The organism is Pseudomonas sp. GW821-FHT07G10 (genome assembly GCF_059418545.1).
In genome coordinates, this window is record NZ_JBWKQB010000007.1 from 165,467 (window position 1) to 182,059 (window position 16,593).

Annotated in this window: 13 protein-coding genes; 3 read left to right on the plus strand and 10 right to left on the minus strand. The window is 57.8% G+C overall.

Annotated elements, in window-relative coordinates; genetic code table 11:
- Positions 1-90: 90 nt before the first annotated feature.
- Positions 91-1,254 (minus strand): type III PLP-dependent enzyme, encoded by a 1,164-nt coding sequence (locus AC07O1_RS11565; protein WP_494995331.1) that lies wholly within the window; start codon positions 1,252-1,254, stop codon positions 91-93.
- 514 nt (positions 1,255-1,768) lie between these two features.
- Between AC07O1_RS11565 and AC07O1_RS11570 the strand changes: the two genes are divergently transcribed.
- Together AC07O1_RS11570 and AC07O1_RS11575 are read left to right on the plus strand one after the other, a co-directional pair.
- On the plus strand, positions 1,769-3,352 hold the full coding sequence (locus AC07O1_RS11570) for a peptide chain release factor 3 (protein ID WP_495088845.1): 1,584 nt from the start codon (positions 1,769-1,771) through the stop codon (positions 3,350-3,352).
- A 412-nt stretch (positions 3,353-3,764) separates the two neighbouring features.
- Complete coding sequence (locus AC07O1_RS11575; protein WP_495088846.1) at positions 3,765-4,013, plus strand: hypothetical protein; 249 nt, start codon at positions 3,765-3,767, stop codon at positions 4,011-4,013.
- 109 nt (positions 4,014-4,122) lie between these two features.
- Here AC07O1_RS11575 and AC07O1_RS11580 read toward each other — a convergent pair whose 3' ends face one another.
- From AC07O1_RS11580 to AC07O1_RS11620, 9 genes are all read right to left on the minus strand, one after another.
- Positions 4,123-5,094 (minus strand): peptide ABC transporter ATP-binding protein, encoded by a 972-nt coding sequence (locus AC07O1_RS11580; protein WP_494995328.1) that lies wholly within the window; start codon positions 5,092-5,094, stop codon positions 4,123-4,125.
- Positions 5,094-6,062 carry an ABC transporter ATP-binding protein gene (locus tag AC07O1_RS11585; protein WP_494995327.1) on the minus strand — a complete coding sequence of 323 codons (969 nt, stop codon included), beginning with the start codon at positions 6,060-6,062 and terminating at the stop codon, positions 5,094-5,096. Before AC07O1_RS11585 ends, AC07O1_RS11580 begins: the two co-directional genes overlap by 1 nt.
- Before the next feature lie 10 nt (positions 6,063-6,072).
- Entirely contained in the window at positions 6,073-6,984 is a 912-nt protein-coding gene (locus AC07O1_RS11590) for an ABC transporter permease subunit (protein ID WP_494995326.1), read from the minus strand.
- A 10-nt stretch (positions 6,985-6,994) separates the two neighbouring features.
- A complete protein-coding gene (locus tag AC07O1_RS11595; RefSeq protein ID WP_495088847.1) occupies positions 6,995-8,005 on the minus strand; it encodes an ABC transporter permease subunit in 1,011 nt (336 codons plus the stop codon).
- A gap of 73 nt (positions 8,006-8,078) precedes the next feature.
- A complete protein-coding gene (locus AC07O1_RS11600; RefSeq protein ID WP_495088848.1) occupies positions 8,079-9,674 on the minus strand; it encodes an ABC transporter substrate-binding protein in 1,596 nt (531 codons plus the stop codon).
- 78 nt (positions 9,675-9,752) lie between these two features.
- Entirely contained in the window at positions 9,753-11,147 is a 1,395-nt protein-coding gene (locus tag AC07O1_RS11605) for an OprD family porin (RefSeq protein WP_495023341.1), read from the minus strand.
- Positions 11,148-11,313: 166 nt separating this feature from the next.
- Positions 11,314-11,445 carry a hypothetical protein gene (locus AC07O1_RS11610; protein WP_495023425.1) on the minus strand — a complete coding sequence of 44 codons (132 nt, stop codon included), beginning with the start codon at positions 11,443-11,445 and terminating at the stop codon, positions 11,314-11,316.
- A gap of 302 nt (positions 11,446-11,747) precedes the next feature.
- A complete protein-coding gene (locus tag AC07O1_RS11615) occupies positions 11,748-13,373 on the minus strand; it encodes an ABC transporter substrate-binding protein (RefSeq protein WP_494995322.1) in 1,626 nt (541 codons plus the stop codon).
- A gap of 260 nt (positions 13,374-13,633) precedes the next feature.
- Positions 13,634-15,235: an ABC transporter substrate-binding protein gene (locus AC07O1_RS11620; protein ID WP_495088849.1), complete on the minus strand. Its 1,602-nt coding sequence runs from the start codon at positions 15,233-15,235 to the stop codon at positions 13,634-13,636.
- Between the two features lie 882 nt (positions 15,236-16,117).
- Between AC07O1_RS11620 and AC07O1_RS11625 the strand changes: the two genes are divergently transcribed.
- Positions 16,118-16,489 (plus strand): DUF6124 family protein, encoded by a 372-nt coding sequence (locus AC07O1_RS11625; RefSeq protein WP_495088850.1) that lies wholly within the window; start codon positions 16,118-16,120, stop codon positions 16,487-16,489.
- Positions 16,490-16,593 lie beyond the last annotated feature (104 nt).

Below are 16,593 nucleotides of genomic sequence, written 5' to 3' on the forward strand. Positions count from 1 at the left end.
AGTCATTCCCACGCAGAGCGTGGGAACGATCAGTGGCACACAAAAAAGCCCATGACACGTCATGGGCTTTTTAATTTCAGCGAGCTGCGTTTAAACGTAGAACGACTTCAGCGGCGGGAAGCCATTGAACTCAACGGCGCTGTAGCTGGTGGTGTATGCGCCGGTGGACAGCCAGTACAAGCGGTCGCCGATGGCCAGGTTCAGTGGCAAGCCGTACTTGTAGTTCTCGTACATGATGTCGGCGCTGTCGCAGGTTGGGCCGGCGATGACCACTTCTTCCATCTCGCCTTTTTTCTCGGTCCAGATCGGGAACTTGATGGCTTCGTCCATGGTTTCGATCAGGCCGGAGAATTTGCCCACATCCGTGTACACCCATCGCTCTACAGCGGTACGGGATTTACGGGCTACCAGCACCACTTCGCTGACCAGGATGCCGGCGTTGGCGATCAGCGAACGGCCTGGTTCCAGGATGATTTCCGGGAGGTCGTCACCGAAATCTTCCTTGAGGAAACGGATGATTTCTTCGGCGTAGGTTTCCAGGCTGTTGGTGCGGGTGATGTAGTTGGCCGGGAAGCCGCCGCCCATGTTGATCAGCTTGAGGTGGATGCCGTCTTCTTCTTTCAGACGTTCGAAGATCACTTTGACCTTGGCGATTGCTGCGTCCCAGACGCTGATGTCGCGCTGCTGCGAACCAACGTGGAACGATACGCCGTATGGCACCAGGCCCAGGTCGCGAGCGAGGATCAGCAGGTCCATGGCCATGTCGGTCTGGCAGCCGAATTTGCGCGACAGTGGCCAGTCAGCCGTGGTCGAGCCTTCGGTGAGGATGCGCACATAGACTTTCGAGCCCGGTGCAGCCTTGGCGATGTTGCGCAGGTCCGCTTCGGAGTCGGTGGAGTACAGACGCACGCCCTTCTCGTAGAAGTAGCGGATGTCCCTGGATTTCTTGATGGTGTTGCCGTAGCTGATGCGATCCGGGCTGACGCCCTGGTTCAGGACTTTATCGAGCTCGTAGATCGAGGCGATGTCGAAGCTCGAACCTTTCTCTTTGAGCAGGTCGATGATTTCGACGGCCGGGTTGGCCTTGACCGCGTAGTAAACCTTGGCAAATTCGAAACCAGCGCGCAGGTCGTCATAGGCCTGGGCAATCATCGCGGTGTCGATGACCACGAACGGGGTTTCTTGTTTGTCGGCGAAGGCCTTCATTTTCTGAAAGGTTTCGCGCGCGAAATAGTCTTCGACATTGATCGACATACTTGGGAGCTCCTAATGGCAAACGGGTAAAAACAATGGGTGCAAATGAACGTCCTCCGTATCCCCACTTTGGTTCGCCTACTTCCCAAGGCATGTCCGCCGAAAGCAAAAAGGTCAACCGTGCAGAGCGCTACGGGTGACCTTGCTGTCTCGTCGTCAGTACTTGAGCCGGATGGATCGTTTCCAGCATGGACGTTCGGCGCGAACTTTAGGGCGTGAGGAGCTTGAGATCAACAAAAAATGTCGCGTTTTTGCACGCGTCCGTCGCGAGCTCCTGGTCAGCCACTTATGTAACCGACCCAGATGACAGGCTGATGTTCCCCGATCGGGGGAAATGGGCAGGATTTTCTGACAGACCGAGTCCTTGCCCGCGATGTCGTCAGATCAGGCCGGGGCCGCTTTGTCAGGCCGATGGTTGGTTTTCGGTTCCTGATGTGCTCAACGGTTCGGTTCCGGGTTCAACTTGGGCTATAATCGCGGCCCTTTTTTTGAATCACCTGCCAGGCGATTTCCCATGACCAAACAGGCCGCCGAAGTCGCGAAACGCCGCACTTTCGCCATTATTTCCCACCCCGATGCGGGTAAAACCACCATCACCGAGAAGTTGTTGCTGATGGGCAAGGCTATTGCGGTGGCCGGTACGGTCAAATCCCGTAAGTCGGACCGTCATGCCACCTCCGACTGGATGGAAATGGAAAAGCAGCGTGGTATCTCCATTACCACGTCGGTCATGCAGTTCCCGTATCGCGATCACATGATCAACCTGCTCGACACCCCGGGCCACGAAGACTTCTCCGAAGACACCTACCGCACCCTGACTGCGGTCGACTCGGCGCTGATGGTGCTCGACGGCGGTAAAGGCGTCGAACCACGGACCATCGCCCTGATGGACGTCTGCCGTTTACGCGATACACCGATTGTCAGCTTCATCAACAAACTCGACCGGGACATTCGTGACCCCATCGAGCTGCTCGACGAGATCGAAGCGGTCCTGAAGATCAAAGCCGCGCCGATCACTTGGCCGATCGGTTGCTACCGCGACTTCAAGGGCGTGTACCACCTCGCCGACGACTACATCATTGTTTACACCGCCGGCCACGGCCACGAGCGCACCGATGTGAAAATCATCAAGAAGCTCGATTCCGATGAAGCCCGCGCGCACCTGGGTGATGAATACGACCGTTTCGTCGATCAACTGGAGCTGGTGCAGGGTGCTTGCCACGAATTCAATCAACAGGAATTCATGGACGGCCAGCTGACCCCGGTGTTCTTCGGGACCGCCCTGGGCAACTTCGGTGTCGATCACGTGCTCGACGCCGTGGTCGACTGGGCGCCCAAGCCGCTGGCCCGTGTCGCGAACGAGCGTACGGTCGAGCCGGTTGAGGAGAAATTCACCGGCTTCGTGTTCAAGATCCAGGCAAACATGGACCCTAAACACCGTGACCGGATTGCCTTCATGCGTATTTGTTCCGGCAAGTACGACAAGGGCATGAAAATGCGCCACGTACGGACTGGCAAGGATGTGCGGATCGGCGATGCGCTGACCTTCTTCTCCTCCGAGCGTGAGCAACTGGAAGAAGCCTTCGCCGGCGACATCATCGGCCTGCACAACCACGGCACGATCCAGATCGGCGACACCTTCACCGAAGGCGAGGTACTGGGTTTCACCGGGATCCCGCACTTCGCCCCGGAACTGTTCCGTCGCGTGCGTCTGAAGGACCCGCTCAAGTCCAAGCAGCTTCGACAAGGCCTGCAACAGCTGGCCGAAGAAGGCGCAACCCAGGTGTTCTTCCCGGAGCGCAGCAACGACATCATCCTTGGCGCCGTTGGTGTGCTGCAGTTCGATGTGGTCGCCAGCCGCTTGAAAGAGGAATACAAGGTCGAGTGCGCTTATGAGCCGATCACCGTGTGGTCCGCCCGCTGGATTGATTGCAGCGATAAGAAGAAGCTGGAAGAGTTCAGCGTCAAGGCTGTGGAAAACCTCGCCCTCGACGGCGGCGGTCACCTGACTTACCTGGCCCCGACCCGGGTCAACCTGGCCTTGATGGAAGAGCGCTGGCCGGACGTGAAATTCCGTGCGACGCGTGAGCATCACTAAGCACTGGCTGGTGACACCCGAAAGCCCACTGTGAAAACAGTGGGCTTTTTTTTTGCAGGCGACTTCGATCTTTGTGGCGAGGGAGCTTGCTCCCGTTGGGCTGCGGCCCTGAATTCATCCGGCACGGTGTTTCAGGAACACCGCATCTAACTGTTTCACTTCTGCTGCACCCGAGCGCGGACCGACCAGTGGGAGCCAGCTCTCTAGCCACAAGTATTCGTCATTCATTAAATAGCGATTTGAAATAAACATTAGTCCAAACCCGTCTGTTGACGAAGGGCATTTGGTGACCTTCATTAGTGTCCTATCTGGTGTATCCCGTGTATCCGGACTAGATTTCAGACAGCGCTGCGGTCCTTGCGCACAAGGTCTGTGGCTTCGGTGATTCACCTACGAAAGGATGGAATCAGCTATGAGCATTTTTCAACGCATGGTTTTACTGATCAAAGTGCTGGTGTTGCTGTCGGTGGGCACTTCGGCAGCGTGGGCGAGCAGCGGCGCGGTACAGGACCAGGGTTTCTGGGCGGCAAAAAGTGTTCAGAGCAGTGTTTTGATTGCCGCCAAGTCCGAATCCGAACCTGGAGGGCAGGATCAGGGCGGCAGTAAAGGCGATGACGACTCGACCACCGACGATAATCCCGAAGACGATACCCAGGGTTAAAGATCCAGACAAAAGAAAACCCCTCTTGCCGGACTGATGCGCAATCCTGATGGAGGGGTTTGGATAACTAGTTGAAAGCGCCCCAAGAGGGCGCTTTCTCATGCCCGGCTTATACGACGAATTGCTCGGCGTAATGGCAGGCCACCTGGCGGTTGTCGAGTGAGCGCAGGACCGGCTCTTCGGTGCTGCAGCGCTCGGTGGCGTACGGGCAGCGCTTGTGGAAGGCGCAGCCGGACGGCGGATTGAGCGGGTTAGGCAATTCGCCGACGATCTTGATTTTCGGCTTGCTCGGGTCCGGATGGATGGTCGGTGTAGCCGACAGCAGTGCCTGGGTGTAGGGGTGCAGAGGACGAGTGTAGATGTCTTCTTTGGGACCCATTTCCACCGGACGGCCGAGATACATCACCAGCACCTGATCGGCGACGTGGCGCACCACCGCGAGGTTGTGAGAGATGAACACGTAGGCAGTGTTGAACTCTTGCTGAAGGTCCATGAACAGGTTGAGTACCTGCGCCTGAATCGACACGTCGAGGGCCGAAGTCGGTTCGTCCGCCACCAGCACTTTGGGTTGCAACATCATCGCTCGAGCCAAGGCAATCCGCTGGCGCTGACCACCGGAGAACATGTGTGGGTAACGCTGGTAGTGCTCAGGGCGCAAGCCAACCTGTTTCATCATCGCCTGGACTTTCTCGCGACGCTCGGCGGCGGACAGACTGGTGTTGATCAGCAGCGGTTCAGCGAGCTGGTCGCCGATTTTCTGCCGTGGATTCAAGGAGGCGTAAGGGCTCTGGAAAACCATCTGCACATCTTTGCGCAGCTGCTTGCGTTCGGCCTTGTTGGCACCGGCCACTTCTTGCCCTGCGATTTTCAGCGAACCGGAGGAGGGTTCTTCGATCAGCGTCAGGGCGCGGGCCAGGGTCGATTTACCGCAGCCCGACTCGCCTACAACAGCGAGGGTCTTGCCGGCTTCCAGTTCGAACGACACGCCATTGAGCGCGCGAACCAGCGCGGTGCCTTTGAACAGGCCTCGGGAAACTTCGTAGTGACGGGTAAGGTCGCGGGCGGTGAGAACGACGCTCATTACGCCACCTCCTGATTCAAGGGGTAGAAGCAGCGGGCGAGGCTGTTGGTTTTCGGGTCCAGACCTGGACGTTGTTGACGACAGCTGTCCTGCACGTACGGGCAGCGCGGCGACAGCAGGCAGCCTTGCGGACGGTCATAACGGCCGGGAACGATGCCCGGCAGGGTGGCCAGGCGCGAGGAACCCAGGCTGTGTTCGGGAATGGCCTTGAGCAGCGCTTCGCTGTACGGGTGCGCCGGGATGTCGAACAACTGCGGCACCTGACCGACCTCTACCGCTTGGCCGGCGTACATCACGCACACGCGCTGAGCGGTTTCGGCAACCACCGCCAGGTCGTGAGTGATCAGCACCAGGCCCATGTTGTGCTCTTGTTGCAGGTTGAGCAGCAGGTCCATGATCTGCGCCTGAATCGTCACGTCCAACGCGGTGGTCGGTTCGTCAGCGATCAGCAGTTTGGGTTCGCCGGCAATCGCCATGGCAATCGCCACACGTTGGCTCATACCGCCGGAGAGTTGATGCGGGTAGGCGTCCATACGGCTCGCGGCGCCCGGGATTTCGACTTTTTCCAGTAGCTCGATGGCGCGCTTGCGGGCGGCCTTGCTGGACATTTTCAGGTGCAGACGCAGCACTTCTTCGATCTGGAAACCCACGGTGTAGCTCGGGTTCAGTGCGGTCATCGGATCCTGGAAAACCATCGCCAGGTCCTTGCCGACAATGCGCCGACGTTGGCGGGCGCTGAGCTTGAGCATGTCCTGGCCGTCGAAGCTGAGGGCGTCAGCGGTGACGATGCCCGGGTGCTCGATCAGGCCCATCAGCGCCATCATGGTCACGGACTTGCCGGAACCCGATTCGCCAACGATGGCCAGTACTTCGCCCTTGTCCACGGAAAGGTCGAGACCGTCGACCACCGGTACGGCGTTTTTGTCGCCAAAGCGAACGTTGAGATTCTTGATTTCTAACAGTGACATTTGAATCTCCTCAGGCGGCGTTCTTGAGTTTCGGGTCCAGCGCATCGCGCAGGCCGTCACCCATCAAGTTGATTGCCAGCACGCTGAGCAAAATGGTCAAACCAGGCAGGCTCACGACCCACCAGGCGCGTTCGATGTAGTCGCGAGCCGAAGCCAGCATGGTGCCCCACTCAGGGGTTGGCGGTTGTACGCCAAGGCCGAGGAAGCCCAGGGCTGCGGCATCGAGAATCGCCGAGGAGAAGCTCAAGGTCGCCTGAACGATCAGCGGCGCCATGCAGTTAGGCAGCACGGTGATGAACATCAGGCGCGGCAGACCGGCACCGGCCAGGCGCGCGGCGGTCACGTAGTCGCGGTTCAGTTCGCCCATCACCGCAGCGCGGGTCAGACGGACATAGGACGGCAACGAAACCACGGCAATGGCGATGACGGTGTTGATCAGGCCAGGGCCGAGGATGGCAACAATCGCCACAGCCAGCAGCAAGGAGGGCAGGGCCAGCATGATGTCCATCAGGCGCATGATGGTCGGGCCGAGCACGCGCGGGAAGAACCCGGCGAACAGGCCCAGCAGAATGCCTGGAATCAGCGACATGACCACCGATGACAGACCGATCAGCAGCGACAGGCGTGAGCCGGTGATCAGCCGTGACAGCAGGTCACGCCCCAACTCATCGGTACCGAGCAGGAACTGCAGCTGGCCGCCTTCGAGCCAGGCTGGCGGGGTCAGCAGGAAGTCACGGAATTGTTCGCTGGGGTTGTGTGGGGCAACCCATGGCGCGAACAGTGCGCAAAACACCACGAGGATCATGAACAGCAGACCGGCGACCGCCCCTTTGTTTTTCGAGAAGGCTTGCCAGAACTCTTTGTACGGTGATGGATAAAGCAGGCTTTGATCGACTGCTATTGAGGATGTTGGAGTGCTCATTAGTATGATCTCAGCGCTGGTGACGGATGCGTGGGTTGGCAAAGCCGTAGAGGATGTCCACCACGAAGTTGACCATAATCACCAGGCAGGCGATTAACAGGATGCCGTTTTGCACCACCGGGTAGTCTCGGGCGCCAATGGCTTCAATCAGCCATTTGCCGATGCCGGGCCAGGAGAAAATGGTTTCGGTCAGAACCGCGCCGGCCAGCAGGGTGCCGACTTGCAGACCGACAACGGTCAGTACCGGGATCAAGGCGTTACGCAGACCGTGCACAAATACCACGCGCGCTGGCGACAGGCCTTTGGCCCGGGCGGTACGAATGTAGTCTTCGCGCAGCACTTCGAGCATCGAGGAGCGGGTCATCCGGGCGATCACCGCCAGCGGAATGGTGCCGAGCACGATGGCCGGAAGGATCAGGTGATGCAGGGCATCGAAGAAGGCGTTGGTGTCATTGGCCAGCAGGGTGTCGATCAGCATGAAGCCGGTTCTTGGCTCGATGTCGTAAAGCAGATCGATCCGCCCGGAGACTGGCGTCAAGCCCAGCGATACCGAGAAGAACATGATCAGGATCAGGCCCCACCAGAAGATCGGCATCGAATAACCCGCAAGGGAGATGCCCATCACTCCATGGTCGAACAGCGATCCTCGCTTCAAGGCGGCGATCACCCCGGCCAGCAGCCCGAGGACACCGGCGAACAGCAGGGCGGCCGAGGACAGCTCCAGGGTCGCCGGGAACAGCGAGGTGAATTCGGTCCAGACGCTTTCACGGGTACGCAGGGATTCGCCAAGGTCGCCGTGGGCGAGTTTGCCGATGTAGTCCAGATACTGGGCATACAGCGGTTTGTTCAGACCCAGGCGTTCCATTGCCTGGGCATGCATCTCAGGGTCGACCCGACGTTCGCCCATCATCACTTCCACGGGGTCGCCGGGGATCATGCGAATCAAAGCGAAAGTCAGCAAGGTGATGCCGAAGAAGGTGGGGATCAACAACCCCACGCGGCGGGCAATAAAACTAAACATCTTCTGGTGTACCTCATCAGCCGGTTAGGCGTGTCCGGCACCGCTGGGATCAACGGTGACGGACGTTTCTTATCTACTTCACCAGGGTGGTAGCGAAGTTGTTAGTGGTCAGAGGGCTAATGTGATAACCCTCGACGTTCTTGCGCATGGCAGTAAACATTCTTGTGTGTGCCATGCTGATCCAGGGCTGGTCCTGGTGGAAAATCTCCTGGGCTTGCTCATAGAGCGCCGCACGTTCGGCCGGGTCAGTCTTCTCACGGGCCTGGTCGATCAGCGCCTGGAACTTCTCGTTGCACCAGCGGGCGTAGTTTTCGCCGTTTTTCGCCGCCTCACAACTGAGCATAGGCGTCAGGAAGTTATCCGGGTCGCCGTTATCGCCCGCCCATCCGGCGGACACCATATCGTGTTCACCGTTTTTGGCGCGCTTGAGCATTTCCCCCCATTCCATGACGCGGATGTCGAGTTTGATCCCGACCTTGGCCAGATCGGCCTGCATCATCTGTGCGCCGAGCATCGGGTTGGGGTTGGTCGGGCCGCCGCCGTTACGGGTGAACAAGGTGAATACAGTGCCTTCCGGCACGCCGGCTTCCTTGAGCAGGGCGCGGGCCTTGTCCAGGTCGTGGGGCGGGTTCTGCAGTTTACTGTTGTAGCCCAACAAGGTCGGCGGATACGGGTTGACGGCGGTCAGGGCGTTACCCTTGCCGAACAGCGCGTTGACATAGGCCTGCTTGTCGAAGGCGATTTCGACCGCCTGACGTACTCGCACGTCGCTCATGTACTTGCGGGAGGTATTGAGCGCGGTATACGAGGTGGTCATCGCTTCGATTTCATCGACCTTCAGGTCTGGATCAGCCTTGAGGTTTGGAATGTCATCGGGTTTTGGATAGAGGGCGATCTGGCACTCGTTGGCCTTGAGCTTCTGCTGACGCACATTGTTGTCGACGGCGATGGCCAGGATCAGCACTTCACTTGGTGGTGCGCCACGGAAGTAATCGGGGTTGGCTTTGAAGCGAACCTGGGCATCCTTGGCGTAACGCTGGAAGACAAACGGGCCGGTGCCGATCGGTTTGCTGTTGAGGTCGTTGGTCTTGCCAGCCTTGAGCAACTGGTCGGCGTACTCGGCCGGGAAGATCGAGGAGAACGCCATGGCCACGTCAGGCAGGAACGGTGCCTCGGGACGGGTCAGGGTGAACCTGACGGTGTAGTCGTCGAGTTTTTCGACGCTTTTGAGCAGCTCTTTGAAACCCATGCTTTCGAAGTACGGAAAGCCCACGCTGGACTTGTCATGCCATGGGTGTTTCGGGTCCAGCTGACGCTGGAAACTCCAGACCACGTCGTCGGCATTCATGTCGCGGGTCGGCTTGAAGTAGTCAGTGGTGTGGAACTTCACACCTTTGCGCAGGTGGAAGGTGTAGCTCAGGCCGTCCGGGCTGATGTCCCAGCTTTCGGCCAGCGCAGGGGCGATTTCGGTCGTGCCGGGTTTGAAGTCCACCAGACGATTGAAGATGGTTTCGGCCACCGCATCGGCTGTGACTGCAGTCGTGTACTGGACCATATCGAAGCCTTCCGGGCTGGCTTCGGTGCAGACCACCAAGGGTTTGGCCGAAATACCGACAGCGACACTCAACAGCGCGGCAGCAATAGCGGCTTGTAAGGGGAGCATCTTCATTAGGAGCCCTCTGCAATCAATTGAACCAGACTGGCTTGAACGGGGGATTCATCATGAATCCGCCGTTCAACTGGCGCTTTAGAGAATGTTGAATGGAATGGTGGTGACCAGACGGAATTCGTTGATGTTGCCGTCGCCCTGATTCTCACTGGCGCGGTGCGTGGTGTAGGTCGCGCGGACGGCGGTGGCTTTCAGCGGGCCGCTCTGTACGGCGTAGGACGCACCGATGCCGTATTCATAGTGGTGCTCGCCATCCAGGTTTTTCACGTCATAGGCGGTGCCGGTGTAATGCGTACCGTCGATGCCCCAGCCGCGGGCCTGGTAGATGTTGAACTTCAGGCCTGGAACGCCGTATTCAGCCATGTTGAGGCCGTAGGCGATCTGGAAGGACTTTTCGTTCGGGCCGTTGAAGTCCGAAAGCAGGGAGTTGGCCAGGTAGATACCGTTGGTTTCGTGCAGGTAGTCGAAGTACTCGTCACCGTTAATTCCCTGGTAGGAGAACGTCAGGCTATGGGCCTGGTGAGTCAGGCCGAACGACAGCGAGTAGGCATCGTTGTCGATTTCACCCATCTCTTTTTTGCCGGTGTCGACGGTTTTGTAGTAGTTCAGGCCAGTGGTCAGGCTCAGAACCGAGCTATCGCCCAGTTCGTGAGTGGCGCCGAAGTAGTACTGGTTCCAGAAGTCTTCGACATTGGAGGCATACAGGCTGGTCTTCAGGCTTTTCAGCGGCTGGTAGTTGAGGCCGACGATGTTCACGTGGTCGGTTTCAGCGCCGTTGTTGGAGTATTCCGAGCGGAATTTCGACAGGCTTTGCTCGGTCCGTGGCGACACGCGATCGAAGGTACCGGCATCGAACGACAGGTTATTGAATTCTTCGCTGTGGATGCTCACACCTTCGAAACTTGAAGGCAGAGGGCGGTTGCCGATGACATCGACAATCGGTGTGCTGAAGTTCTGGCGACCGGCTGTCAGGGTGGTGTTGGATACACGCGCCTTGACGTTGGCCAGACCCAGTTTGCTCCATTGATCTAGCGGATCACCGCTGCTGTCAGTCAGGGTCCGGTTGCTCCCACTGGCGCCACCGTTACCAGCCGCGACGTCGTGACGGCTGCGATCCAGAGCAATCGCGTTGTACGCCGCGACTTCAGTACTGAAACCTACAGTGCCTTGGGTAAAGCCCGAGGTGTAATTGAGGATTGTGCCTTGAACCCAGTTGATACGACGTGGAGTCGTGGTGAGCGCGCCGTCTTTTTGATATTTGAAGCGGTCATCACGACGCTTCAACTCGTTGGCATACCAGTTACGGGTAGTCCCCGACAGGCTTTGCCCTTCGATAAAACCTTTGGTATCGGCCTGTGCGCTGGTGCTGTTGAGCTGGGTTGGAACGAAGTCCTGGCTCACGCTTTCTGCGTAGGCGGTGGCCGTAATGCTGCTGATGGCCAAGGCTAATAACGCGGTGCTGCTCAATCTCATGGGTGAAGCTCCGTTCTTTCTTTTTTGATGCCGGTTTTTGCTCGTCCGGCTATTGGTTTTTAATTCAAACAAGGCATTGCAAACGTTTGCTAGAGGCCAGTTGGCCGATTTCAGGCAACACGATTGCTGGAGAGCGAAATTCGCGCTCCGGGATTCGGTCAGTTATTTACGAAGTGATGCCGACAGCCGGGCTACCTTCCGGGCAGAACACCAGGTTATTGCTGGAGGCCTGACTGATCGATGTGCCGGCCAGCAAGCCTGTGCCCGGTAATGCGGATGTAACCAAGGTGTGGCGCATGACGCTCCTTCTCTTGTTAGTGTCTTGATCAGCGAGCAATCGCCCCGTCCCGGGACGTGCGGGTATCACTGATCCCAAACCATCGCGTACAGCAGTGCCGGCCAAAATCGTATAACTGCCGTGCCTCGACGGTATGAGTCGCAGGCGAGGCGGTAAATGCGTAAGGCCTGAAAGACGCGTAGGAAAAGGCAATACGCCCTACAGCCGCTGCTGTAGTACGCAGCGGTTTCGGATGTAAGCGGATTCTGCGGTCCTGGCAGGTAAAGCAACGGCGACGTCAGGGACGCCGCCGTTGCCAGACCTTATTTGCTGACGCTGACGCCGTAGAAGGAGTTCAAGCCAAACGGGCTGATCTTGAAGTCCTGCACGTTGTTGCGCATGGGTTGGAACACCGTCGAGTGAGCGATAGGTGTCATTGGAACGGCGTCTTTGAGGACGTGTTGCGCCTGTTTGTACAGTTCGGTGCGCTTGGCCTGATCGGTGGTGCGCTTGGCTTCTTTCACGATGCCGTCAAACTTCTTGTCACACCACTTGGAGAAGTTGTTGCCCTGCAGCGAATCGCAGCCGAACAGCACGTTCAGCCAGTTGTCCGGGTCACCGTTGTCGCCGCTCCAGCCAATCAGCATCGCGCCGTTTTCGCCGCCTTTGGAGCGCTTGATGTACTCGCCCCACTCATAGGTCACGATCTTGGCCTTGATACCGATCTTGGCCCAGTCGGACTGCAGCATTTCAGCCATCAGTTTGGCGTTCGGGTTGTAAGGACGCTGCACCGGCATCGCCCACAGGTTGATCTCGGTGCCTTCCTTGATGCCGGCTTCCTTGAGCAGCTCTTTGGCTTTCTCAGGGTTGTACGGCACATCCTTGATGGTGGTGTCGTAAGACCACTGGGTTGGCGGCATGGCGTTGACCGCCAGTTGACCCGCACCCTGGTAAACCGAGTCGATGATCTGCTGTTTGTTGACGGCCATGTCCAGTGCCTGACGCACTTTCAGTTGAGCCATCGGGTTCGGCTGATCGCTGCCCTTGATCTTGTCCATCACGTTGTAGGCGATGTAACCCAGGTTGAAACCAGCCTGGTCAGGCACCTTCAGAGTCTTGTCTTCTTTCAGCGCCTTCAGGTCGGCCGGGCGTGGGAACAGAGTGATCTGGCACTCGTTCTTTTTCAGCTTCTGAATACGCACCGACGGGTCGGTGGTGATGGCGAAGATCAGGTTGTCGATCTTGACGTCGTCAGGCTTCCAGTAGTCCTTGTTCCCGGTGTAACGGATGTTGGAGTCTTTCTGGTAGCTCTTGAACACGAACGGACCAGTGCCGACCGGCTTCTGGTTGATATCGGCGGCTTTGCCTTCCTTGAGCAACTGGGCAGCGTACTCGGCGGACTGGACCGAAGCGAAGCTCATGGCCATGTTCTGGATGAACGCGGCATCAACTTCTTTGAGGGTGAACTTGACGGTGTGATCGTCGACTTTATCGATCTTGGTGATGTTGGTGTCCATCCCCATGTCGGTGAAGTACGGGAATTCGGTCGGGTACGCCTTACGGAACGGGTCATCCTTGTTAATCATGCGATTGAAGGTGAACAGCACGTCGTCGGCGTTGAAGTTACGCGTCGGCTTGAAATACGGTGTGGTGTGGAACTTCACCCCGTCGCGCAGATGGAAGGTGTAGGTCAGGCCATCCGGGGAAATGTCCCAGCTGGTGGCCAGGCCAGGAACAACGGCGGTGCCGCCACGTTCGAACTGGCTCAAACGGTTGAACATGGTTTCTGCTGAGGCGTCGAAGTCGGTTCCGGTGGTGTACTGACCAGGATCGAAACCGGCCGGGCTCCCTTCGGAGCAGAACACCAGGTTAGTCGCAGCTTGGGCGAAAGGTGCGCTAGCTAACAAGCTTGCGCCGACTAAAAACGGAATGACCGCGTGTTTAAGCATGGTGGCCTCATGATTTGTTGTCATTTTTGGAGTTAGAGGACGACCTCGTGAGTCGACCTGCGGATACTTATGCAGGCCCCATACCCAATGCAAGATCCTGAGCGGTCACAAGTCTGAAACAGTGGTACGAACGTACACGAATGTCGCATTGGTATAAATTCTGACGCTTTTTACCGTTTGCAAGCGGTTTACTCGGTGCATTGGGCGCACCGAATAAGGTCAACCGGGAGCGTCAGACGCACCCGGTTGGGGCAATGGTGTTACTTATTTATACCCACACCGTAGAACGGAGTCAGGCCAAACGGACTGATTTTGAAGTCCTGCACTTCCTTGCGCAGCGGCTGGAATACCGTCGAATTCGCAATCGGTGTGATAGGTACTTGTTCCTTAAGAATTTTTTGGGCCTGTTGATAGAGCTTTATACGTTCTTGAGGATCGGTACTGACTTTGGCTTTTTGTACTAGCTGGTCGTAGGCCGGGTCGCACCATTTGGCGTAGTTGCTGCCTTTGACCGCGGCGCAACTGTAGAGCACACCGAGCCAGTTATCCGGGTCGCCGTTGTCTCCAGTCCAGCCATAAATCATGGTGTCGTGTTCGCCGCTCTTGGCGCGCTTGATGTACTCACCCCACTCATAGCTGACGATGTTGGCCTTGATCCCGACCTTGGCCCAGTCCTGCTGGATCATCTGTGCTGACATCCGCGCGTTGGGATTGGAGGCGCGCTGCACCGTCATCGCCCATAAATCGATGGTGGTACCGGGGGCAATGCCTGCTTCTTTCAGTAGCGCACGGGCCTTGACCGGGTCGTGGGGCGCGTCCTTGATGTTCGGGTCATAAGACCATTGCGCAGGCGGCAGAGCGTTTTGCGCCAGCTGCCCGGCACTTTGGTAGACGGCTTTGATAATCGCCGGCTTATCGATGGCCATGTCCAGGGCCTGACGAACCTTGAGCTGGTCCAGCGGCTTGTGGGTCACGTTGTATGCCAGGAAGCCCAGGTTGAAACCGGCTTGTTTGAGCACTCGCAGGTTTGGGTCCTGCTCCATGATTTCGATGTCGGCCGGACGCGGATAGCCGCTGACCTGGCATTCGCCAGCCTTGAGTTTCTGCAGGCGCACCGAGGCGTCCGGGGTGATCGAGAAAATCAGATTGTCGAGCTTCACATCCTCGGGTTTCCAATACGCGGTGTTTGCGCTGTAGCGGATCTGCGAATCCTTCTGATAGCGCTTGAACACAAACGGCCCGGTGCCGACCGGCTTCTGATTGATGTCTGCGGCTTTGCCTTCTTTAAGCAACTGCGCGGCGTATTCGGCGGACTGGATCGAAGCGAAGCTCATCGCCAGGTTCTGCACGAAGGCTGCGTCGACGTTGTTCAGGCTGAAACTGGCGGTGTGTTCATCGACTTTATTGATGCTCTTGATCGTGGTGTTCAGGCCCATGTCGGTGAAGTAGGGCGACTCGGACGGGTAAGCCTTGCGAAACGGGCTGTCGGCGTCGAGCAAGCGCTGGAAGGTGAACAGCACATCGTCGGCGTTGAAATCGCGCGTCGGCTTGAAGTAGTCGGTGGTGTGAAATTTCACCCCTTCACGAAGATGAAAGGTGTAGGTCAGACCGTCCCTGGATACATCCCAACTTGTCGCCAGTCCAGGTTCAACTTCGGTGCCGCCGCGCTTGAACTGCGTGAGGCGGTTGAAGACGGTTTCGGCGGAGGCGTCGAAATCGGTGCCGCTGGTGTACTGGCTGGGATCGAAGCCGGCGGGACTGGCCTCGGAGCAGTACACCAGTGTGGTCGCGGCCTGAGCCAGTGGCGCGCAGGCAAGGAGGCTGGCAGCGAGCAGTAGCGGTTTGAAGGTGATTCTTTCCATGGAGTCCCCTGGGATGGCCGTTTAGAGCGGTTTTGATGAGTACGGTGGTCGTCGAGAGTAGCGCTGTTGGGGTGTGTGGAGTCAAATTGTCGGTAGGCGTGAATCGATCGCTTGTCTGCGAAGGCGGCCTGTCTCTTGCTGGTGTACACAGATCCCTTGTAGGAGCCGAGCTTGCTCGCGATGGCGGCCTGACAGCCGACCAATCTCTTGCCGGTGTACATATCCATTTCTGCGGTAACGGCCACTTAGGGTTTCGCCCTTTTGATCGTTCCCACGCTCTGCGTGGGAATGCAGCCCGTGACGCTCCGCGTCACAAGAGCAGACGCAGAGCGTCCAGTGAGGCGTTCCCACGCAGAGCGTGGGAACGATCAACGATCAATATGAACAATTGTTGAATTGACGACCGCAATCGCGGGCAAGCCTCGCTCCTACAGGTCTGAGTCGGTCGCACGTTGCGTGATCGGAAAAAACTGTAGGAGCGAGGCTTGCCCGCGATGATGGCGGCCTGACAGCCGGCCTGTTTGTGGGGGTGTACTCGCTTTCCCTACAGAAAGCGCTGTCGGCCAAGTCTGCGGGGGAGAATTTTCCGACGAGTTTTGGCGGTTGCGTTGGGTTTGGGGCCGCGCATAACCTTTGGTCGTCGCTGCGTATCAGCGATAGGGCGTGAGAACCCAGGAATCAGTAGGCGCAAAGCGCCAGCACCACCATAATCGTTGTCGGCGTTTTTTTTCGTCTGCAAAATGCGTTATGGCGGCTGTGTGCGGGCAGACTTCGGTCTGGCCGGAGTCCTACTGTCCGGTATTCTCACCCCGTACATAGCTGCCACCTCTTTGTCGAGTGAGACCGGCAAGTGATGGCTCCCATTTCAGTAGGAGCTTATGCATGGACAAGATCGTCCCAGACCCGCCCTTCAATATAACCACGCCAATCCCGGATGCTCTGAGCGCCGAAGACCTGCTCAAGGACCGTGCCGCTGCGGATCGGGCTCTTGATCATTACCTGGCGCCATCACTTGATAAATCCCCTGGCACGCGGCCGGTCGATATCTTCACCGTAGCCCCCGACCTCGACACCGAATTGCTGCTGGCCAGTGCTTCCGAGACTCTCGCAAGCGCCAATGCCATCGCCTGCGACCTGGCCTTCGATCTCGAAGACTCGCGACGCAGTGTGGTGTTGGGGATTTATCAGATGATCGAGTTGAGCAAGCTGTTGGTGGATAAGGCGCTGGATCAGGCCTACCGGGTCAATCCGTAGCGAGAGGGATGATCGTTCCCACGCAGAGTGGACTGACCCCAAAAAGTTGGACGATTGTAGGTCTATGCCTGAGCGGACTGAGTTCTGTATTCAACAGGGCTCAG

Coding starts and splice junctions, on each gene's coding strand:
- AC07O1_RS11565 (WP_494995331.1), bottom strand. CDS start 1,254: ATGTCGATCAATGTCGAAGACTATTTCGCGCGCGAAACCTTTCAGAAA.
- AC07O1_RS11570 (WP_495088845.1), top strand. CDS start 1,769: ATGACCAAACAGGCCGCCGAAGTCGCGAAACGCCGCACTTTCGCCATT.
- AC07O1_RS11575 (WP_495088846.1), top strand. CDS start 3,765: ATGAGCATTTTTCAACGCATGGTTTTACTGATCAAAGTGCTGGTGTTG.
- AC07O1_RS11580 (WP_494995328.1), bottom strand. CDS start 5,094: ATGAGCGTCGTTCTCACCGCCCGCGACCTTACCCGTCACTACGAAGTT.
- AC07O1_RS11585 (WP_494995327.1), bottom strand. CDS start 6,062: ATGTCACTGTTAGAAATCAAGAATCTCAACGTTCGCTTTGGCGACAAA.
- AC07O1_RS11590 (WP_494995326.1), bottom strand. CDS start 6,984: ATGAGCACTCCAACATCCTCAATAGCAGTCGATCAAAGCCTGCTTTAT.
- AC07O1_RS11595 (WP_495088847.1), bottom strand. CDS start 8,005: ATGTTTAGTTTTATTGCCCGCCGCGTGGGGTTGTTGATCCCCACCTTC.
- AC07O1_RS11600 (WP_495088848.1), bottom strand. CDS start 9,674: ATGAAGATGCTCCCCTTACAAGCCGCTATTGCTGCCGCGCTGTTGAGT.
- AC07O1_RS11605 (WP_495023341.1), bottom strand. CDS start 11,147: ATGAGATTGAGCAGCACCGCGTTATTAGCCTTGGCCATCAGCAGCATT.
- AC07O1_RS11610 (WP_495023425.1), bottom strand. CDS start 11,445: ATGCGCCACACCTTGGTTACATCCGCATTACCGGGCACAGGCTTGCTG.
- AC07O1_RS11615 (WP_494995322.1), bottom strand. CDS start 13,373: ATGCTTAAACACGCGGTCATTCCGTTTTTAGTCGGCGCAAGCTTGTTA.
- AC07O1_RS11620 (WP_495088849.1), bottom strand. CDS start 15,235: ATGGAAAGAATCACCTTCAAACCGCTACTGCTCGCTGCCAGCCTCCTT.
- AC07O1_RS11625 (WP_495088850.1), top strand. CDS start 16,118: ATGGACAAGATCGTCCCAGACCCGCCCTTCAATATAACCACGCCAATC.